Raw genomic sequence first — 20595 nt, 5'->3', positions numbered from 1 at the left:
CGTATCACCGTAAATTGCCCAATACCCCTCGGCACACACTTTTGCAATTTCATTTGTGTGCCTTTTATCAGCTTTTATAATTTTGATTGCTTGAGGCCATAAAAAATGTACGTTATTCCATTAATTAAATTAAATTGCCCGATCACTTAAGTTTGGATTAAGAAATCTTTTATTATTTGGGCATACAGTTCAGGTTCTTCAAACCTGGGAAAATGCCCACTGTAGTTAAACATTGATATTTTACGATTGGATTGACTGTTAGCGAACACAGCAAGTTGATCTTCTGCAGTTACCCAGTCATATTTGCCTTTCATCAACAACATTGGACAGCGAATGGAATCAAGTTTAGAAAGAAGTGATTCAAAAACGCTCCCTTCCTGATATAACTTTTGTTGATGGTTCACGGCTCGTTCCCAGTTTTCTTGTGGAAGTCCAGACTCTTCAACAAGACGATCAAAAAAATGTTTCTGCTCCCCATAGACATATAAATTGTCCTTATTATCGCCCAGGTTACGGAGAGCCTCTATACATTTGTACCAAATCTTTTTAGTATCAGTTATTTTTGTAGAAACCAAAAACTCTCCCGCCATTTTATCTTGTCCCAGTCTCTTGTATTCCTGAATAGCGCCCATCAAAAGTGAGCGTGCGCTGCTTTCAAAATCAAACATAGGGCATTCTAAAAGAAGTTGCGTCACTCTTTCAGGATAATGCAATTGATATTGTACAGCTAAATAACCACCAAATGAGTGGCCAATAATACCCCATTTTTCGATATCCAATTGCTCTCGAATAGCTTCACAGTCCTTTATCAGATCAAAGATTCCGAATGACTCCTCATCTTTAATAGGTTCCGATCGAAGTACCCCTCTTTGATCGATTGCAATGACTCTCATAAACTTTGAAAGTCGTTGACTTTGATGTTCAATAAAATCATAAGAACCTGCACCTGGCCCCCATGTAAATACAAAAATACAGGCAAATGAGTCCCACCATGAACCTCATAATAAATATTCTTATTTTCAACTGTAATATATCCAGACATAATATTTCTCCTTCTGTGATGGAAATTTATACAATTAGTTGAAAGACTTACATCCATTTAGCTATTTGCCTATTAAAAGGAAAATCACCTTTTCTTACCCTGGCCTTCAATCTTTTCAATGCTTTTATTGTCTCTTTTTTCAATTCAAGGGGATATCCATATTTAATACTATTTGTTTCAAATTCCTCATTATCGACAACTTTCCAGTTCTCATTCTTTTTTCGCACTAGATCCAAATCTAAGTCAATGAAGCTAAGCACACTATTATTTAATAGACAAGGCTTTGCCACATTGCAATAATAAGATACGATATTTCCCTCATCAATTTCCATTGCAGCCGTAAACCACTCTTTCAATGAAAAATACTCTAAAGATGTATTATTTATTGTAAAAACAGCATTTTTCGTGTGGTGGATCAATTGCCGTCCCGGTTTAGATTTTACTAGCACGTAATCAGATGATATTTGAAGAATTTCGCCCTCCCATTCGTAATGGGGAAGATTAGGATACTTCAAAGCTTTAATCTTTACGATATTACCAGCCATCTTCATGCTCCTTTTGTACCGTTGAACACATCCTATTCATCCGGCTTATGAACCACTACATCAAGCCCTGAACCCCGAAATCAGTGGTTCATCCGCCTTCATACTTTATTCCACAGTATGACCCGATTGTACGGTATGGACGCGCTCGCTTATTAAGCAATCACATCCGATAACGGAACACTCATCAATCAGCCAAATCAACAGTAAGCGTATTAATTTGAGCAGGATTTGATTCTTTAATTGTGCCGTCATATGCTACCTTTATCTCGTCTCTGATTTGAAATGTTTTATCGCTATTAACGGAAAGGTCTACAAGGATATCCCCTTTTCCGCCTCCTAATTCAGCGTGAACAAGCGCATGGTCACCGTTGATTTCCTTGATTGTCCCTGTGAAAAAGTGGGTTGTCGTTTTGCCGCCATTGGTTTTCTCTACACTTCTGTTTATTGAATTAGAACAACCACATCCAACAATAGTTAGCAAAACAATGATTGCTAATGCTTTCAACGTCTTTGACATCTCACCTCATCCCTCCGATCGTATGCAACCACCTGAACTACTTCTGGAATTATCTTTTGAGCGGGTTCAGTCAGTCCTACTTATCTTTGGAAATAATTCGCCTCCAATTAATTGTCCGAGCAAGGCCAATAATCCAGCGATAAGAGCCTTGATAATAACATGGCTATCAGGAAAAAAAGAAAAGCATAAAAAAACCGTTATCCCCGTAAATATGGCTGTAAATATAGACGCTCCTACGCTTAATCTACTCACGACAAAACCTCCATACATTCTGTTTTTTCGCTCAAGAGCTTTTTTTGAACACGTTTGTTCTGGAACCGCGCCCAATCATCAAAATGTGCTTTAATTGAAAAACTGTCGAAACAAAATCATTCACTTTTATCAAACCCCAGATGAACCGAATCCGCGATCTTTTCATAACCAATTTCCCTGTAAATCTTATTCGACGTCGGATTCATCATATCTGTATACAGTACGCAAAACGCATAGTCCTTGAGTAATTCCCTTGAAATCGAAGCAACGAGCGTCCGTGCATATCCTTTTTTGCGCTCTTCCTTTGGTGTGAAAACCAAACTAACCGTTACACCATTTTTGGTCGGACGTGACTTCTTCATCATGGATACAATCTTTCCTTTATCCTCCCAAAGAAAAATCTCTCGGTCCTTTAGAAACAATGCGACACGTTTTTGCACGTGTTCGATTGGTGAAATCGGCATGCCGGCATCACGTTCAAATAAGTTGAACCACTTCTCAATAAGTGGCGAATCACTTTCTTGTGCATAGCGCCAAGCACCGGGGCTGTGTTCAAGCGTTTCATTTACCTTATTTAATCGATACACCCCCTGTTTCATGAGTAGATGATGGGGCATACCTGTTTTCGTTTCCCACATCGACGCAACTTTGTATGCCCACGGTTTCGAACTGATGATTGAATGAACGTCAATTTCAAGTTCAATCATACTTTTTATGAAAAAATCTATGAGCTCCTCTAAACGAGTTTCATCGACAAAAATAAGATTTAACGGTTGCGGTGGTGTCATTTGGAATAGGGCTAATACCTTGCCATCCTCCTCAATTGTTGCAGTAAATGGGTTTTCATATTTACCGGCTTTAATCGCTTGCAGTACTCCCAAAAAGAGGCTGTATACATCTTCTTTTTCCAATAAAATTTGTTCTATCTTTCTTTCAAATTCATACGCATGATCATACACTTTAAATTTCATTTTCAATATCTCCATTCCTAATCAAATAAGATTCATCGTACCAATCAAGCATCCACGATCCATCCGCCCGTCAACCCGATTGATAAACTATGCTATAAATCCTCGGCACCCGTTCCCGCACTCATTATCAACCTCTATTTCAAAGCTGCATCTGCCCTTACGATTCTTTATTTTAAGATGCTTTTTTGAAATGATTTTGGCGACTCCGCAAAATATTTTTTAAATACGCGGCTGAAATAATTGGGATCCTTATATCCGAGCATATAACTGATTTGTTTGATAGACAGCTTATTTTCCTCGATCATCGTTTTGGCTGCTTCCATTCGCAGCCTGTTGATGTAATCCGTGAAATTGATCCCGAATTCCTGTTTGAACAGATTGGAAAAATAGCTTGCGCTCAACCCCACCGCATCAGCAGCCTCATCCAAACTGATTTTTTCCTGAAAATGCTCCCGGATGTACCTTTCAATTTGCGCGGCATATTTTTTGGATTGATAATAGCCATTCATTTTCATAGCACAAAGCTTGGTAAAAGCCTGCCAGTCACGCGCAGCCTGTTCTAAAGAAAACATCCCGCTCTCCAGCTCCATGTTTTTCGATCGCAGCAGATTCATGACATCGATATATAGCCCTTCCAATTCGTCTGCTGCTGCATGGGGTAAATATTTTTTCAACAGATCCGCTGCCTGCTCGCTATGGCCTTTTTCAATTGCTGTAAAAACATCCCTTTTCCAGTTCATATCTGCTTCCATCAACGTTTTTTTATGTAGAAATCCATAACCACTTGTCTGTTGACTTGCATGCTGGAGACAAGCACTATACGCAAGCTGATAAGCATCTGGCAGTTTATCGATGTGCGTGCAGATATCACCAAGCCCGATAAATGTTTCCCCCTGCTGCAAATACCTGGCAATTTTCAACACTTCCGCTTTTTGCAGGACATGCTGTGCAATCAAGCAGGCGATGACAACACCATCTTTCTTGTTGATGATGCAATCCACACCAGCCATCCCCTGCAAATGTGCAGCGAATGTATCTTGATTTGCGTTTTTTGCAACGATGAACGTACAGCTTTTGAAGGAGGGAAATAATTGCTGCTGCAGCCGTTTTGCCTCCTCGGTTACAGGATGATGCATCACATCAGCCATAAACTGTTGTTTCAAGAGCTGCACCGTTTTCCTTTCTTCGTTTCTTTTTTGTCTGTCAGCTTTGATTTCCTTTTCCACCCGCAATAATGCTTGGATGATTTCCTCTTTCCTGCCGGGTTTTAAAATATAATCTTTGATGCCAAACCGCATAGCCTCCTTCGCATATGCGAAGGAATCATAAGCGGATACCAAAATGAATTGGATAGCCGGATCGGCGGTATGGATGGCTTCGATAGCTTCCAAACCATTGACTCCTGGCATCTTAATATCCATCAGGATCAAGTCAGGTTTCATTTCGGCAGCTAATGCGATCGCTTTTCTGCCGTTTGCTGCTTCTGCGATGACTTCCATGTCGGAAAATCGATCATGAATGAATTTTTTCATCGCTTTTCTCTCCAACAGCTCATCTTCAGCAATGATGATTCGCATAATCATCCCCCTTTTGTACCCTCTGGAGCCTGCCTTGGCAGCATCAGCCGGATGGTCGTTCCCTGATCTTCCCCAGAAATGATTTCGACGATGTTGTCTTCCTGATAAAAAAGCTGCAGTCTGCGAATCACATTCGTCAATCCGATTCCGGTGGAATGACCTGTATGATTATCAGGTTCCTTCGCCAATGATAGAATTTGTCTGCGTCTCTCCTCCGTCATCCCTACGCCATCGTCTGTCACCTCTACAAGAACCCTATCCCCATTTCCTGCGATATGCAGCTCGATCGTTCCTCCTTCTTCCCTGCCCTCAATGCCGTGGATGAATGCATTTTCAACAAGCGGCTGCAGTGTCAGCCTGGGAACTGCGACATCCAGACAGGATTCATCTGCCTTCAAGTGGAAGGTGACTCTTTCGGCGAACCGTGTCTTTTGAATGAGAAAATAGTCTTTTACCACTTCTGCTTCTGCACGCAATGTGGCATGCTTTTCTATATCTGTGAGACTGTGACGCAGCAACGTCGCTACAGAATCGATCAAATTGGAAGTCGTTTTCGCATCTTCTAAATATGCCATTTTGGATAATGTATTCAATGTATTGAATAAAAAATGCGGATTGATCTGATTTTGCAGCTGCTTCAGTTCCATTTCTTTGACCAGGCGATCCAGTTCGGATTGGTCCCTGATTTCCTGGACCAGCTCGAAAATATTGCTGCGCATGCTGTTGAACGTATCCCCAAGCAGCTTCAATTCATCCTTCGAAGTGATTTCTACCGGCTCCCCATCAAACTTCCCTGCAGCAACTTCTTTTGCCGAGGCAGATAAATTACGTAACGGATTGGTGATTCCTTTAGAAAACCAGAATGCAAAAAATACAGCTAACAACCCCATCGTCGTAAAAAGAAATATGATAAAAATCAGAAAATAATCATTGCGTTCCTTCAGCTTTTCAAAAAATGGCTGATAAGCTGTCAGCTCCGTGTCAATCAGCTCCAGTGTCGCTTCCTGGATATAATCTGCGGCATTGCGCATTTCATCCAGATGGAATGTATACTGTTCCACATCATTCAATATGACAAATCCGACAGTCAGTTCTGTCTCATGCAAAAAAGTCTCCAATAGATGACGATAGTTTTGCAATTCACTGTGATTGCCTTCATTCATTTCGGTAGAAAAACGCTCCAGCGCATCCCCCAATTTTCGCTTATCGCGATAATAGGTGCTGGTATTTTCTATCCCATGATTGGTGACCAACGCTTTCACATCGTCAGCAAGGTGATTGGTATGCTGTGATATCCGGTTCAATATTAAAAACCGTTGAATACTGGTTTGATAGGTGTTGGTCAATTTATTGGAGCTGATAAAAATGAATATAGCTGTCCATTCGAACATCATGACAAACACAAGAAAATACACAAGCAGCTTCCCCTGGATCGTCTTCATCGCTTTTCACCACACTTCTTTTCCAGCATGTTCACTGTGTCTTATCCTGCCTTTGCACATCTTCTTTCGTGATGATATTCGTTTTCGTATAAATGAGATTGTCCAGCAAATCTTTGCCTTGCAAACGAATCAGCACCTCCACCGCATCATTGCCCATCTGCTCTGGGTACTGTGCGACGGTCGCATCAATTTTCCCCGCTTTCATTAACTGCATTGTTTCTGGCAACGTATCGAACGCCAGCACATAGGTATTTTTAAACGGAGCGACTTCCTTGACGCCTTCCACAATGCCAGGGCCATCAAGCGCACTCATTCCGACAAATGCGTTGATTTTCGGATATTGCTTCAATAACTTGTAGGATGCGATCGTCGCACCATTTTTCGTGATATGCGACTCGCGGATAGCGATGATATGGATCCGCTTATGCCCCTTCACCATCTCACGAAATCCCTGGATACGTTCTTGCTGATTGATAGCCTCGTTGCGTCCCGTAATAATGCCGACATACTGTTCACCAGATGTATTTTCGAGCAAAGACTTGCCAAGCAGCTTACCTGCTTCTATATTATTTGTCCCGACATAAGCCTTGCGCTCGCTTGCTTTTGCATCCGTGTCCACGGTCACTATCGGAATGTCTCGTTCAACGGATTTATGTACAAGATCTTTAAAACGCTGCCCCTTGATTCCCTGCACGATGATGCCGTCCATTTTGGCAGCAATCATCCGGTCCAGCAGCCGATTCAGCTCATCATTATCGGCTTTTTTCGGTGCGACATACTCCAGATTGACATGATTTTTCTCCGCCGACTCCTCTGCTCCTTTTTTTACCAGGCGCCAGTAATCGTTTTCATTTTCCTCCGCAACCAAAGCAAAATGATGACTGTAGTCCTTCTCCGCTTTCTGGTCCAGCGGTGAGATGGCAAACGTTTTATAGCCGTAAATGATCATACCGATCAAGCTGATGAAAAAAATGACACAGCCAATTACAATCAAGGTGAATTTCGAATCATTGTTCATCGCGACCCCACCAGAAAAATTAATGTATCTTCATTTTATCATAAAAGCATGAGGACAGGGCCAATGGTTCTCCAAGTAGGAGAGGGAAAACAGTCTTCCTCCTCTAACACCACCATACATATGAGGTTCGTATTCGGCGGTTCTATTTCATCTTAAGCATGTACTTCCTCATAATTCTCTGCTGAATTTTGGTGTAGACCAGTGCGAGCTCTTCCTCTCCATCTATCTGCCATATACCATCGTATAATTATTGCAGCTATTGGATTTTAACTTCTTTTGCAGTCTTGTCCTTTGCGTTACCTTCTATATGATTTCTATTCGTCAGACCAAAGGTTTTCCTTTAGCTTTATTCAGATTCCACGTCGTGATGGACACCCTTGCTTCTGGCTGAATACTTACCGCTACAAGTTCATATTTGGAACTTTCACCCACTGGAGTTTGCCCTTCTGCGAGAACAAAAAACCCCCCCCATTTTGGAAGAGTTACTTCGACTTAATAACCTCGTGCTTAGATTTCAATGGGCCCATAGTTGAAAACAACTCAATATCGTCAAAAAAGTGGATTGGGTCTTTTTCCTGATCCAAAATGTATAGTTGATACCCTTCTCTATCTTCCCTAATTTCTTCCATTTGCTGCGTCTCAACCGGCTTTTTTAATTTCACTTTAACCTTCACACTGTAGTCGAGTCTATTCTTTTCCACCTTTTGACCTTGCACAATTTGAGTTTTATCTGCTCCGGTAAAACGCTGTATTTTTCCAGGCAAAGCAACCTGAAAATAATAATTAACATTTTGTTCCAGTGTTGCGTATAACTGTTCGTTAATCAAATAAATAATTTCCAAGTCCAAGGTTTTTTTCTTTGGGGTTACTGAAAAATCTCTAATCATAAAGTTTGGTGGAGTGAACTTTTCCTCCAATGATATTCCAGCACCCGAATTTCTTGTTTCATTCGTATCTATTTTTGTTTGTAAGTTGTTGCTTTGTCTATCTTTTTTGGCATCCGCCGCATCTAAACTGTCACAACCTTGGGTAAAAATAATAAAAAGAGCAATTATAAATACTGTGTAATATTTCATTTGGTATCCTACCCTCTACTGTTTAACTTTGTCACTCCAACTTGCAAATGTCCAATTCCCTGCTACAGTCTTTGAACTAACTAATTTTCCTGCTTTCCAGTATTTCTCTGTGCCTGACTCTTTAACCCATTGGCTTCCTGCACGTAGCCGGTATTTGGATTTTTTTGGGATGGACCAGGTCATCGTCACTTTCTTTGTCTTGCTGGTACCCAAACCCACTTGGGTGGAAACACCTGCTTTCGCAACCATCGTTTTAAATGTAGCACTTGCTGTTACATTAGCAGACGATGACTGAGTTACAGAAACGGAATATGATACGGAATCAGTTGTACTACTTGGGTTAGACGCATCATGAATAAACTCAGTTTTTTTACTTTTGGATGTTGATTTGTGTACATACTCATATCCGGTCATATCATTTGCCATTGGGTTAACCAAAAAATCGTTGCCAGCTCTTTCTTCGGCATGTACTACAGTAGAGAACACCATAGAAGACATTAACCCCAATTCTTTTGCAGCTCCTTTATTCATTTGAAGACTATCGGAAAAAGTGGATAGATGAGTATATTCGAAATTGGGTTATCCTTGATTTAATTGCTGTTTGTGACAAAAATAAAGTGTTATTGGTTGTCCAGATTTAATCATTGAAATCATTTCTCCGTCAACTGCTACAATTGACCGAATAGATAAACAAGCATATGGAAAGGGCGGAGTGAAAGAATATTGGAAGTGGGTCCAGCAAACCAATTGGTAAAAGTGTATCTTTTGGAAAATGGGGTCTTGGAATTAAAGATTGTTTGTTCGAGGGAAGAATATATCTTGGTCTGTGTTTTAAAAAATTTGACAATTAATTCAAAAGATACCTTTCATAGCAAAGAAGATTTAAAAAGAGACATGCTCCCTTTTAAGGTAGACAGATTAAATTAAAAATCTGTTTTACCTTTGGGAAGCTTTTCTATGTCTAAAAAATCTTCCCTGTTGAACGCGCTAACAAAACCCGTTTCATGGGTTATTCCCCCTCCATCGTTTAACCCCCTTACACTGTCATTCTATATTAAAATACTTACAACCGCATAAATCTTTTTTCTTCATAAGGCGGAAATGCTTCGAGAAATGCATAAGCATCTTGGCAAGCCCCGAGAAGCTTCAGCCCTTGGATGGGCATTTTTGTCACGTAAGGCAGCTGCCTAAGACCTCAAGGACCAGGCGACAGAGCAAGACAGATAAACTGCAAATCTTTTACTTTCCCTACCTTCAAAAAAAGCCAGGGGAGTCTGGCCCCCTGACTTTACGTGTCGGTGAGTAGTATGTTCATGAATGCGGTGTATGTTTTGGCATTGATGAGTTTTTGGACAACTGTGCTGCTTTCGATGACTTTTCCAAGCAGGTCATACATTGCTTGTAAATCTTCCTGGCTATCTTTCTTCACACAAAGCAGGCAGATAAATTGGACCGGCTTGTCCTGCCACATAATCGGCTTTTTCAGTGTGCAGACACTTAAAAATGTTTCATTTGATTGTGGTGTGACTGGGTGTGGAATCGCCACCAGGTTGCCAAAAGCTGTCGGAGCGATATTTTCCCGCTCCTTTATCGCATCAAGCAAAGTCGGCTCCACCAGTCCTTCTTTCAGTAGTTTGTTATACATGAATTCCAGTACTGCATCTTTTGTCGTGAAGTTCATTTGCAAGAACATGACGTCCGCTTTAAAATAGTTTTCCATTCTTCCGGAGGTGCCGAGAATCTGGCTTTCAATTTTTTTCAAATCCTGATCGTCCACAATCGCGTTCACTTCAATGACTGGAACAGGCAGTGATTCCGCTATCGGAATGGAGCTGACAACAAAGTCGAAGCTGTGTAAATCATGGTGGTTCAGATTATAATATTCTGTCGTGCCCGCTACATCCAAATTTTTCCCAAAATGATTTTTCAATTTATAGTAAATGAGTTGGGATGTACCGCGTCCTGATGCGCAAACAATCAGGCACCTTTTCGGTCCGGATTTCATTTTCTTCCTTTCTATCGCTGCACCTATATGAAGCGCCAGGTATCCCACTTCGTTTTCATCGATTTTGATGCCTGTCACATCTTCAAAAGCAAGCCCGAAAATGACACCCGCTTCAAATGCGAGCGGATAATTACGCTTGATCTCGGAAAGCATAGGGTTCCGGACATTCATGCCATATTTATAGCGATTCCTGGCAGGTTTCAGGTGCAGCCCCAGTCCAATGGTCAGCTCATCATCATCCAGCAGATCCATATGCATCTCCTCGTTTATTTTTTTCAAGGCAATATGGATCAGCTGCAATAATTCCTCATCGATGATATGTGCAACCACTTTTTCACTATCGCCGTTTTGTCTGAGCATTTTTGTCCCCATCAGGTGAATGGCGACATAGGCTGTTTCTGTCTGCGGAAACTGCACATCCAACATACCTTCCACTTCGCTGACAATTCGCTCGGCGACCCCGTACTCAATCTGTCCTGCCACTTCCTGTATATCCGTTTTCACCAGAGATACATGATACCCGCTCCTGATCCGTTTGCATGCAATGGCAATATGGATCAGCAAATTATGCACGGCAATATCTGATAGAGTAATGTGGTTCTCCTTGATTTGTCTAAGGATGATCGCCTGAATGATCTTTAGCTCTTTTTGGGGCAGCAACGGCAAATTTGCCACATGATTTCCAGGAGAAGTATCACGGTCAAAAACATGTTCCGCAATGCAAAAGCGCAATTTCATTTCACTTCCAGCCACTTTCAAACCATGATTCGGACGGGTTTGCAGCTGAATATCATAATCGCTTAAGATTTGTTTCACTTGCTTCAAGTCATTTTGTACGGTAGATCTGCTGATATACATTTCATCAGCTACATCATCCAATTTGATAAATGAGTCGGATAGCAGCAGTCGTTTCATCATATAGGCTACCCGTTCTTCCGGAGAAGCGGGTATTTTTTCATCACCCGTGTCCTCTTCACCAATACAGGATTGCAGATAAGTACGGAATTTATCCTGCTCGGTGATTTCAAGTATATAGCCTTTGCCCATGATGGATTGAATCACAGCACCATGGCCGTCGAGCAGTGCAGCCAGGTTTTTAATATCCTGTCTTGTCGTGCGGGCAGTCACTTCCGTTTGATTGGCAAGGTAGTCACCTGTCAGTGGCTGCTCTGCCCCCATTAAAAGCCGTAAAATTGTTTGCAATCTAGTGTTCAACATATCTATCATCCTTTTTTAGCAGATAGATTTCTTGTTTTGATGCAGTAAGCGAAATACATCGTGCAAAAAGTCCTGACCAATCGGATCAGAACTTTTTGCAGCGCTTCCGTTCATATCTGGCTGCACGTAAGATTCATACCAACACAGCAGACAACCCGCCACAGCTTAAAATCCGTTGTTTTTGGATACTACACTGAACCAATGGGCACTTTTTTTCATCGTTCGTTCCTGTGTATCCAAATCCACTGATAAAAATCCATAGCGATTTTTATAGGCATTCATCCATGACCAGTTGTCCATAAAGGTCCATAAATGATATCCCTTGGCATTGCAGCCCTCTTCTATAGCTTGATGCAGCCATTTTAAATGTTCCTGGATAAAATCTATCCGATAATCATCCTGGATTTCCCCGTCTACCGCAAATCTGGCTTCATCCTGTACACCCATGCCATTTTCCGAAATGAAGGAAGGGATATTATGATAGTTCTTTTTTAAGTTCATCATGATATCATACATACCTTTTTCATAGATTTCCCAGCCACGATATGGATTCATTTTCCTTCCAGGCATCTCATAGTTATCAAAGAACCAGTCCGGCATGAATGGACCATGCAGGTTCGGCATATGCTCCTTCGCTTTGACACGTCTGGGCTGATAGTAATTGACGCCGAGCATGTCCACTTTCCCGGATTCCAGCAGTGCCTTGTCTGATTGCTTTGTTTCAGGCAATTGTCCATGTTCCCGAAGAAGCTCTGCCAATTCCTGGGGATAGTATCCCAGGACGGCTGGATCCAGGAAACTGCGATTGAAAAAAAGATCAGCGATTCTGGCCGCCTTGAGATCTGCGGGATGCTGGCTCCTCGGATAAGAAGGAGTGAGGTTCAAAATGATGCCGACAGTGCCGTCCTTCGCTTGACTCTTTCTAAATGCTCGCACCGCTTTTGCATGGGCGATCATCGTATGATATGCGACTTGTGCAGCTCTTTTGCCATCCACCACATTCGGATAGTGGAAGTCGTACAAATACCCTCCCTCTACCGGAACAATCGGCTCATTAAAAGTGAACCATTTTTTCACACGATCACCAAATAAACGAAAAGCTTCCTGAGCATATACTTCAAAAGCATCTGTCACTTCACGATTTTCCCAGCCCCCCTCTTTTTGCAGCGCCAATGGCATATCAAAGTGAAATAGATTCACGAACGGCTCGATATCATTGGCGATAAGTTCATCAATGACACGATTATAAAAGGAAACCGCTTCCTGGTTGACCTCACCGCGTCCCCCCGGAATCAGCCGCGACCAGGAGATGGACATACGAAAAGAATTATGGCCGATTTCCTTCATGAGCTGTATATCTGTTTTATACCAATGATAAAAATCAGACGTCGTTTCGGGCCCCACATTTTCGAAAAAGCGATTCGGTTCTGTCTGAAACCAATGATCCCAAATATTTTCCCCTTTTCCTCCCTCATTAGCGGCACCTTCTATTTGTGTAGCTGAAGTCGCACTGCCCCACCAGAAGCCTTCCGGAAACTTATATTCCATAGACATATACATACCTCCCATATGCTGATAGATACTTAAGCAGAGCTGGCTATCCACATACCAGTCCCTTGTTCACCTGTTTATTTATGGCGATAGATTTCAATGATTTCGACAGCAAGGTCCCTGACTGTCATGGATGTCATCAAATGGTCCTGGGAATGAACCAGCATAACGTTGACAGAAGCCTCCTGGCCGTTTGCTTCTTCTTGAAGCAACTGTGTTTGAAAACCATGTGCTTTGCTCAGCTCTTCTCCAGCCGCCTCGATCAATCGATCCGCTTCCTCAAAATCATCTTCTTTTGCCGCCTGAATAGCTTCCATTGCGTTCGATTTTCCGTTGCCTGCATATAAAATGATTTGAAAAGCTATCTCTGTTGTACGTTCCATATCCAGTCACCTCTGTGCTTCGTCTAATTGGTTCAGTCAAGCGCTGTACTGTGCATGGCCAGCAATTTTCAAAATAGCTGTATTGCCAGTTTGTAAACAAACCGCTTGATGTTCATCCAAGAACCTGATGTTTTTCCTGATTCGCTTTCACTTCATTCGTTTTATCTTCCCGTTCTGTTTCATAGTAGTTTTTGTCCAATAATTTCAGGAAAGGCCACCAGATACAAACAACGAGTCCAAGATTGAAGGCTTGCAGTACCGCACCCTGCCACGCATTCCCAGTTGCAAGGAACCCATTCAGGATAACTGGTGTTGTCCACGGCACGATAATCCCTGCCGGTCTTGGTACCAATCCCCAGGACATCGAGAAATACGTCGTCAGCGTCACAACTACCGGCGCAACCAGCCAAGGAATCAATATCAATGGATTCATGATAATCGGCAGCCCGAAAATGATCGGTTCGTTCACATTGAAAATACCTGCTGGTCCCCCGAGTTTGCCTAACTCTTTTGTTTGCCTGCTTTTTCCGATAATGAATATCAGAATGACGACAGCTAATGTCATACCCGAGCCGCCCATCCCAACTAAAAATGAATCGACAAACTGTTTGGTGACGACATTCGGAAGCTCTCCAGCACCAGCTTTGAACGCTTGCAGATTTTCATCATTCAACGCGTACCAAATCGGGTCGAATACCGAATTGACGATGATTTGGCCATGCAATCCGAAAAACCAGAATATCTGAATAAGCAATACAGCGATAATTGTTGCAGTCAAACCGCTGCCAAGATGTGTCAATGGCTGTTGAATGATCGTATAAATGAAGTTTTGCACCGTATCGAAAGATGTAAAGCCGAAGATGATCCGAACGATTAGGAATGCACCTAATGTGAACGTGATCGGTATCAGCGCACTGAACGATTTAGATACCGCATCAGGAACACCTGGAGGCATCTTGATGATCCAATTTTTTTGTACAAAGAATCGATATAATTCCGCTGAAATGAAAGCAGTGAATATTCCCAGGAACATGCCCTTAGCCCCAAGCACTTCCGTCGGGATGACACCCGTCGCATTTTCCAATGTCTGCGGTGTCAAAATGAGGAATGAAGCAATCGCCACTGCACCGCCGTATACCGCTTCCAAGCCATAATGCTGTGTCAATTTGTAACCAATCCCCATGATCACAAACAGTCCCATAATACTAAGCGTCGCATCTGAAGCAGGGCCAAGCATCTGTTGATAGGTTTCAAATGCTCCCTTGCTGATGATCTTGTCCAAAAATGGGAAATTAGCGATAACGACGAAGATGGAACCGAAAATAATCAGTGGCAAAGCAACCATGAAGCCATCGCGCAATGCTGTCAGGTACCGGTTGTTATTCAATTTGTCCGCAACCGGCATCAGAATATTTTCTAAAACCTCCATGAACTTATTCATTGTGGTTCCCCCCAATTATCCTTTTTTCTCTATCATTTTCCGTCTATCAATTCCAAAGCCTTATTCAAAACCGCCTGTCCATCGATTCGTCCATATGCGACAGGATCGATGACATCCAGCGGGATGCCTGCTTCTTCGGCAGCTTTTCCGAGCTTCTTTTTCATGAAACGCATTTGCGGCCCAATCAACAACACATCAGCCCTCTTCATATCCTGCATTGCCTTATCCTGTGCTACCGCCCATATCTCCGTTTCGATGCCTCTTTCTTTGGCTGTTTCTTTCATTTTTGAAACCAGCAGGCTTGTTGACATACCTGATGAACATGCTAATAAAATCCGTTTCACGGATTATTCCCCCCTCCATCGTTTAACTTCCTTACACTGTCATTGTAGATTAAAAGCGCTTACAACTACACATATCTTTTTTCCTTCATAAGGCGGAAATGCTTCAAGAAAAGCCAGAGGAACAAATCCCCTGGCTCACTTAGAGTGCTATCCTATTCACATCCCAGTATGAAATTCAGCCACTTGCTTTAATGAATCATACGTTATCCGCCGAACGAACCAGTTCCATTGCTCCCCTTATGCCTTGTTCGTCATCGAGTTCGGGTGCGACGATGAACGTTTCCATATCATCCACAGCCACATAATCATTGACCAGTTCAAGGAATTTTTTCCTTACAAGCGGATATAGCTGCCCCTGCTTCATCACGCCGCCTCCGAGGATCACTCGCTCCGGTGACAATATTAGGAAATAGTTCATGATCGCCTGCGCCAGATAAAATGCCTCCAGCTCCCAGACATGCTGCGCATCCGCTAGTTCTATTCCTTTTTTGCCATAACGTTTTTCGATAGCAGGACCTGATGCCAACCCTTCCAGACAATTACCATGGTATGGACAGTTGCCAGCAAACTGGTCAGATGCGTGTTGTCTGACAAGAATATGCCCCATTTCCGGATGGCTCTTTCCAATATATGTTTTTCCATTTTGGACAAAACCTGCCCCGATGCCTGTCCCAACTGTAATGTACATGCAGCTGCTGACATCTCTCCCAGCACCATACTGGTATTCTGCCAATGCCGCAGCGTTGACGTCTGTATCTATAAAGATAGGAATCTGCAAATCTTTCTTTAATCGCCCGAGCACATCATAGTTTTTCCATTTTGTTTTTGGTGTGTTGAGGATACTGCCATATGTATTGCTGCTTTTATCTAAGTCAACCGGACCGAAACTGCCAATGCCAAGTGCATGTATTTGATGGTCGCCGAAAAAACGCTGTACGTTTTGAAAAGTTGTTTCAGGATCCTCTGTTGGAAATGTTGTTTTTGCTGTAATTTTTCCGGATTCATCTGCGACCGCACAAACGAATTTTGTGCCGCCAGCCTCAATAGCGCCGATGTTCATGAGAGTGCCTCCTTTGGTGGTGGGGTTTAGGTTTATTATAGCAGATATGTGGGGGTGTTGGTGAATTGACAAAGTTTCAAGTAAATCAAAATGTTTTTAGCATCTTTACGAATAAGCCATTTATTCTAAGCTATACAAAGAATTAACAAATTCTTCTTTACTTCACAACACCAACTGTTAAACCGATATTATCAATAGGGCTTTCTAGGCTAATATACAATTTCACTTGATAGGAGCAGTATTATGTCCGTTGATAATAAACAATTAGTGCAGTCTCATAACCTCATCAAAACATTATTGGAGGCAACAGAACACTTCCATAACCTTGTCAAAGAAAAGGAAGTTAATCAGAGCATCTTTATCCTTACTTCTATTGTGGAGGGTTTTGAGGCGGTAAGTCAGTTTACAAAAACTATTGCTTCTGTTGATCTTACGAAAGCAATAACAGATGTAGAAGAATACCTATTGATGATTAGCAGGCATTTCGAAAAAGGTAATTTCATAAAAATTAATGAGATTGTGCAATTCGCGTTCATGCCAAAGTTGAAACGAATAGAGACAATAATCAGGCATGAACTAGCACCAATAAAGCCGAATGAAATTCGCTCTATCGGAGTGTTCCATTCATTCTACAATCCTCTTGATTTTTATCCAGAAGAACGTGTGAATGCTATGGTTAAGGAGAGTGAGCGTCAGCATGCTAGATTATTATTTTTCACTTCAAACGATGTGAATTTTGATAAAGAGGAAATTGACGCTAAAGTATGGGTCAATGGGAAATGGGAACATGTTAAATCTCCATTCCCTGATGTAATTAATAATGTTGGGGCAGGAAAACGTACGCAGACAGATAGAAAACTGAGAAAATTAATCCCATTTACTAGTTTTCATGTCGGAAATAAATACACGCTGCCTAAAAAGATGGCTGAATACAGAAAATATACTGATTTACTTGTTCCTTTCCTTGTATGCAAGAATGAAAAGAATGTCTATGACTTTTTGGACAAAAATAATAAAGTTGTATTTAAATACCTGCTATCTAATCGTGGAGAAAACATTTACTTTGTGACAAAAAAAGGCAGTCGGTATATCATATCGACACATAAAAAAGAGAAGATCATGAATCATGAAGCCTTTAATCAGTGGTTACAAGCTGTTATTTTGAGAGAAAAAGGAAGCTTTATTATGCAGCGATATATTCATACCCGTACTAAGCAGGATGAGCCATATCATTTTCGGGCTCATGTTCAAAAAGACGGAAAAGGACGTTGGACTCTGACACATATTTATCCACGTATCGGCAGTAAGAAAAGTAATCTAAGTAATGTTGTCACAGATGGCAGAGTGGAAGATTTTCATGATTTTCTCATGAATGAGTATGGAGAAAGCATTGGAAGTACTCACGAAACAAACATCTTAGGCCTTTCTTTAGAAATTGCGCGTCATCTAGATAAGCTATATGGGTTAGCACTTGATGAACTAGGAATAGATTTAGCCATAGATGACCAGGGCAAGTATTGGATGCATGAAGCTAACAATGGGCCACAAACCGCATACCACGAACAAAAAAGAGCCGTAAATACAATAGCTTACGCTAAATATATTGCAGAAAATGGCATTTTTCATACAGATCCCGCGAGGATAAACAACCCTGGTCAGTTTCAAGCTAAAAAAAGCAATATAACAATACATGAGAGTAGTAGCAAGCCCTTGCTAGGCATGCTTGTAGGGAAGAATACGTTTGATTCACTGGCAATTGCAAGTACCCAAGCTGCAGAAAAAGCCAATATGCATTTATTCTCGTTCTCACCGACAGATATTGATTTTGACGAAATGTTGATTCGAGGGTATTTTTTTCAAAATGGTGAATGGATTCCTCATATAACAGCATATCCAGATGTCATTTTCGACCGTTTAAAACAAAGGGGTAATGCAAATATGGAATTGATTTACGATGAATTTGCTGATATTCCATTTACAAATGAATGGCCTGCTCATACCTATACACGTGTTGAGCTTTTCAATAAATGGGGAGAAAACAAGAGATTAAAAAGCCTACTTGTGCCTTATATGCAGGTTACCAAGCCGAGAGATGTTACAAAATTCATTGAAAACCATGGTACATCATTATTAAATCAAAATAAAGCATCATATCCTTGCAATGGCTATAAGTTTATACCAAACTCTTCAGGAGAGTTCATCGTTGCAACTGAGCAAAAGGAAAAGAAGTATAACCGGATTGCTTTTCAGCATTTTTTAAAGCAATTATTGAAAGATGATTCATTTATTATCCAGCAATACCCTATTACAGATCTTGGAGTAGAAATTCATACACATATGATGAAGAATAGTTTGGGGCAATGGATAGTTGTCAGCGAGTACGTCAATAGCACTAATCAAGATAATAAGAATGTCAATCAAAATCCATCGGATGTATTAAAACATAAATTTAGTACTGATAAGGTTAATGAGTTTGAAGCGCGCCGAGAAGAACTTTATCAGTATGTTCCTGGCATGGTTGAAAAAAACACAACAGAATTTATTAATGAATTGACTATAATCTTTTTGCTTGATTGTAATAGTCAAATAAGCATAATTGAAATTAATCCAGATAGCCCTAGTAATTTTCATGAGGAGGAGGTAATGGCAGAGGCGGTGCTTGATTACTGCCGCACTTTAGTAAATTGAATAAATATATCTTACCATTATCAAAAATCCTATTTGAATCTCCAGATAAGAGGTTCAAATAGGATTTTATTTACAATTATCTGTATGATGTATGAATTTGTATGCAACATAATTATTTCGCCCACAACCAAAACAACCTCTAAGGGCGATTAATGTTCCACAAGACATTTTTATGTTAAATCACTTGCAGAATACAGTAAATGATTTTTAAACTTATTAATTTTTTTAGAGACAGATCATATTTAATAGACGCATATTATTTTATGATTTTCGTTATCCAAGCCAGAATTTTCTAGGAGAATATATATTTACTTCGCAACCTATTAAAAAATTCTATATAATTACAATTCATCGTTAATTAAAAGGAACTTGAGGGCCAAAACTTCTGTCTCTCTGATTTAACTTTTTTATGTTTCATAGGCCCAATTTATCTCTTTCACGTATGATAAAAAAAGAACCCGGAGAATTGGTACCGACCCCGAAAGGTTTAGTGAAAAATCTAACTTTTTGGGGTGTTTTTTATGGCTAAATATAGCGAGGAATTTAAAAGTAAAACTTGTTACCGAGTATTTGTATTTGTATGGAAATCTTGGTTATAAATTATTAGCGGAGAAATCCAATATGCCCTCTAAAACCCCTTTACGAGATTGGATAAGAGCCTATAATACACAAGGAGTGGAGGGCTTAAAACGAAGAAAAGTGAAGGTGGCCTATTCTGTTCAATTTAAATTAGATACGTTACACTTTATGTTAGAAACAGGTGCTTCTTATCAGGAAACTGCTGAACAATTTAGATTAAATAATTCCTCGTTAATTCACCGTTGGATGAAAACATTTGATGAACAAGGGGAAGAAGGCCTGCATCCAAAACACAAGGGGCGACCTTCTATGTCTCAAAACCAATCAAAAAGAAAAACGAAAAGAAAAAGCTGACGCAAGAAGAATTAGAACGAGAGAATGAACTACTAAGGCTAAAAAATACATATCTAAAAAAGTTGAAAGCTTTTCGGGAAGACCCGAATACCTTTCAGGAAAAGCACAAGCAGAAATGGCATCCAAACTCAAAAAAGAAGGATTTCGATTAAGAGATAATTTTTTTAGTTGGCGGTATACCTGAAGCAACCTATCACTAACATATAAAGAACTTTGAGAAAGAAGATCCGGACACAGAACTAAAAGAACCCATTACCGAGCTGTTTAAGAAGTTTCATGAACGATATGGTTGTAAACGCACCACGAAGGAATCAAAGAAACTAGGGCATTGTGTTAACCATAAAAAAGTGTATCGACTTATGCGAGAAACAGGATTGAAAGGTGTAAAGTTTATGCGGATATCTCGTAAATACAATTCCTATAAGGGAAACGTTGGAAAAGTGGCGAAAAACCGTTTATTTCGCGGGAATGTAAACTGAACTGTGTAAGTGAGAGTGCGTACGGCTCTTACTTCGCAGTTCAGTTTTTTATT

19 protein-coding genes are annotated in these 20595 nt (G+C 40.8%); 4 read left to right on the top strand and 15 right to left on the bottom strand.

Annotated features, from left to right (window positions below; all coding sequences use genetic code 11):
* Positions 1–146 precede the first annotated feature (146 nt).
* From ACFSMW_RS15980 to ACFSMW_RS15940, 9 genes are all read right to left on the bottom strand, one after another.
* Complete coding sequence (locus ACFSMW_RS15980; RefSeq protein ID WP_390357665.1) at positions 147–971, bottom strand: alpha/beta fold hydrolase; 825 nt, start codon at positions 969–971, stop codon at positions 147–149.
* 118 nt (positions 972–1089) lie between these two features.
* Positions 1090–1587 (bottom strand): DUF402 domain-containing protein, encoded by a 498-nt coding sequence (locus tag ACFSMW_RS15975; protein ID WP_390357297.1) that lies wholly within the window; start codon positions 1585–1587, stop codon positions 1090–1092.
* Positions 1588–1771: 184 nt separating this feature from the next.
* The gene (locus ACFSMW_RS15970; protein ID WP_390357296.1) at positions 1772–2104 is read right to left on the bottom strand and encodes a hypothetical protein; all 333 of its coding nucleotides are present in this window, start codon (positions 2102–2104) and stop codon (positions 1772–1774) included.
* A 368-nt stretch (positions 2105–2472) separates the two neighbouring features.
* Positions 2473–3327, bottom strand: a complete 855-nt coding sequence (locus ACFSMW_RS15965) for a GNAT family N-acetyltransferase (RefSeq protein ID WP_390357295.1) — start codon at positions 3325–3327, stop codon at positions 2473–2475.
* A gap of 167 nt (positions 3328–3494) precedes the next feature.
* Complete coding sequence (locus ACFSMW_RS15960; protein ID WP_390357294.1) at positions 3495–4904, bottom strand: response regulator transcription factor; 1410 nt, start codon at positions 4902–4904, stop codon at positions 3495–3497.
* Positions 4905–4906: 2 nt separating this feature from the next.
* The gene (locus ACFSMW_RS15955) at positions 4907–6346 is read right to left on the bottom strand and encodes a sensor histidine kinase (protein WP_390357293.1); all 1440 of its coding nucleotides are present in this window, start codon (positions 6344–6346) and stop codon (positions 4907–4909) included.
* 31 nt (positions 6347–6377) lie between these two features.
* A complete protein-coding gene (locus ACFSMW_RS15950; protein ID WP_390357292.1) occupies positions 6378–7364 on the bottom strand; it encodes a sugar-binding protein in 987 nt (328 codons plus the stop codon).
* 482 nt (positions 7365–7846) lie between these two features.
* Complete coding sequence (locus tag ACFSMW_RS15945; protein WP_390357291.1) at positions 7847–8440, bottom strand: hypothetical protein; 594 nt, start codon at positions 8438–8440, stop codon at positions 7847–7849.
* A gap of 15 nt (positions 8441–8455) precedes the next feature.
* The gene (locus tag ACFSMW_RS15940; protein ID WP_390357290.1) at positions 8456–8971 is read right to left on the bottom strand and encodes a hypothetical protein; all 516 of its coding nucleotides are present in this window, start codon (positions 8969–8971) and stop codon (positions 8456–8458) included.
* Between the two features lie 91 nt (positions 8972–9062).
* Between ACFSMW_RS15940 and ACFSMW_RS15935 the strand changes: the two genes are divergently transcribed.
* On the top strand, positions 9063–9194 hold the full coding sequence (locus tag ACFSMW_RS15935; RefSeq protein WP_390357664.1) for a Uma2 family endonuclease: 132 nt from the start codon (positions 9063–9065) through the stop codon (positions 9192–9194).
* Positions 9195–9728: 534 nt separating this feature from the next.
* Here ACFSMW_RS15935 and ACFSMW_RS15930 read toward each other — a convergent pair.
* The 6 genes from ACFSMW_RS15930 to ACFSMW_RS15905 all read right to left on the bottom strand — a co-directional run bounded on the left by ACFSMW_RS15930 (position 9729) and on the right by ACFSMW_RS15905 (position 16442).
* Complete coding sequence (locus ACFSMW_RS15930; protein ID WP_390357289.1) at positions 9729–11663, bottom strand: BglG family transcription antiterminator; 1935 nt, start codon at positions 11661–11663, stop codon at positions 9729–9731.
* 165 nt (positions 11664–11828) lie between these two features.
* Positions 11829–13217 (bottom strand): glycoside hydrolase family 1 protein, encoded by a 1389-nt coding sequence (locus ACFSMW_RS15925; protein WP_390357288.1) that lies wholly within the window; start codon positions 13215–13217, stop codon positions 11829–11831.
* Between the two features lie 74 nt (positions 13218–13291).
* Positions 13292–13597 carry a PTS sugar transporter subunit IIA gene (locus tag ACFSMW_RS15920; RefSeq protein WP_390357287.1) on the bottom strand — a complete coding sequence of 102 codons (306 nt, stop codon included), beginning with the start codon at positions 13595–13597 and terminating at the stop codon, positions 13292–13294.
* Between the two features lie 112 nt (positions 13598–13709).
* Positions 13710–15038 (bottom strand): PTS cellobiose transporter subunit IIC, encoded by a 1329-nt coding sequence (celB, locus tag ACFSMW_RS15915; protein ID WP_390357286.1) that lies wholly within the window; start codon positions 15036–15038, stop codon positions 13710–13712.
* Between the two features lie 32 nt (positions 15039–15070).
* On the bottom strand, positions 15071–15382 hold the full coding sequence (locus ACFSMW_RS15910; protein WP_390357285.1) for a PTS sugar transporter subunit IIB: 312 nt from the start codon (positions 15380–15382) through the stop codon (positions 15071–15073).
* 196 nt (positions 15383–15578) lie between these two features.
* Positions 15579–16442, bottom strand: a complete 864-nt coding sequence (locus tag ACFSMW_RS15905) for an ROK family protein (protein WP_390357284.1) — start codon at positions 16440–16442, stop codon at positions 15579–15581.
* Between the two features lie 243 nt (positions 16443–16685).
* Between ACFSMW_RS15905 and ACFSMW_RS15900 the strand changes: the two genes are divergently transcribed.
* From ACFSMW_RS15900 to ACFSMW_RS15890, 3 genes are all read left to right on the top strand, one after another.
* Complete coding sequence (locus ACFSMW_RS15900; protein WP_390357283.1) at positions 16686–19130, top strand: YheC/YheD family protein; 2445 nt, start codon at positions 16686–16688, stop codon at positions 19128–19130.
* 621 nt (positions 19131–19751) lie between these two features.
* Positions 19752–20063, top strand: a complete 312-nt coding sequence (locus ACFSMW_RS15895; RefSeq protein WP_390357282.1) for a helix-turn-helix domain-containing protein — start codon at positions 19752–19754, stop codon at positions 20061–20063.
* A 203-nt stretch (positions 20064–20266) separates the two neighbouring features.
* Positions 20267–20542, top strand: coding sequence for an IS3 family transposase (locus tag ACFSMW_RS15890; RefSeq protein ID WP_390357663.1), 276 nt, complete (start codon positions 20267–20269; stop codon positions 20540–20542).
* The last annotated feature ends 53 nt before the right edge of the window (positions 20543–20595 follow it).

Source organism: Tigheibacillus halophilus (genome assembly GCF_042683165.1).
Taxonomy (GTDB): Bacteria; Bacillota; Bacilli; order Bacillales; family Amphibacillaceae; genus Tigheibacillus; species Tigheibacillus halophilus.
The sequence above is the reverse complement of the archived record's forward strand: the minus strand, read 5'-3'. Positions and strand labels throughout refer to the sequence as shown.

Bases quoted from the DNA above. Each gene is read 5' to 3' on its own strand.
- ACFSMW_RS15975 (WP_390357297.1), bottom strand. From the start codon at position 1,587: ATGGCTGGTAATATCGTAAAGATTAAAGCTTTGAAGTATCCTAATCTT.
- ACFSMW_RS15970 (WP_390357296.1), bottom strand. From the start codon at position 2,104: ATGTCAAAGACGTTGAAAGCATTAGCAATCATTGTTTTGCTAACTATT.
- ACFSMW_RS15965 (WP_390357295.1), bottom strand. From the start codon at position 3,327: ATGAAATTTAAAGTGTATGATCATGCGTATGAATTTGAAAGAAAGATA.
- ACFSMW_RS15960 (WP_390357294.1), bottom strand. From the start codon at position 4,904: ATGCGAATCATCATTGCTGAAGATGAGCTGTTGGAGAGAAAAGCGATG.
- ACFSMW_RS15955 (WP_390357293.1), bottom strand. From the start codon at position 6,346: ATGAAGACGATCCAGGGGAAGCTGCTTGTGTATTTTCTTGTGTTTGTC.
- ACFSMW_RS15950 (WP_390357292.1), bottom strand. From the start codon at position 7,364: ATGAACAATGATTCGAAATTCACCTTGATTGTAATTGGCTGTGTCATT.
- ACFSMW_RS15945 (WP_390357291.1), bottom strand. From the start codon at position 8,440: ATGAAATATTACACAGTATTTATAATTGCTCTTTTTATTATTTTTACC.
- ACFSMW_RS15940 (WP_390357290.1), bottom strand. From the start codon at position 8,971: ATGAATAAAGGAGCTGCAAAAGAATTGGGGTTAATGTCTTCTATGGTG.
- ACFSMW_RS15930 (WP_390357289.1), bottom strand. From the start codon at position 11,663: ATGTTGAACACTAGATTGCAAACAATTTTACGGCTTTTAATGGGGGCA.
- ACFSMW_RS15925 (WP_390357288.1), bottom strand. From the start codon at position 13,217: ATGTCTATGGAATATAAGTTTCCGGAAGGCTTCTGGTGGGGCAGTGCG.
- ACFSMW_RS15920 (WP_390357287.1), bottom strand. From the start codon at position 13,597: ATGGAACGTACAACAGAGATAGCTTTTCAAATCATTTTATATGCAGGC.
- celB (WP_390357286.1), bottom strand. From the start codon at position 15,038: ATGAATAAGTTCATGGAGGTTTTAGAAAATATTCTGATGCCGGTTGCG.
- ACFSMW_RS15905 (WP_390357284.1), bottom strand. From the start codon at position 16,442: ATGAACATCGGCGCTATTGAGGCTGGCGGCACAAAATTCGTTTGTGCG.
- ACFSMW_RS15900 (WP_390357283.1), top strand. From the start codon at position 16,686: ATGTCCGTTGATAATAAACAATTAGTGCAGTCTCATAACCTCATCAAA.
- ACFSMW_RS15895 (WP_390357282.1), top strand. From the start codon at position 19,752: ATGCCCTCTAAAACCCCTTTACGAGATTGGATAAGAGCCTATAATACA.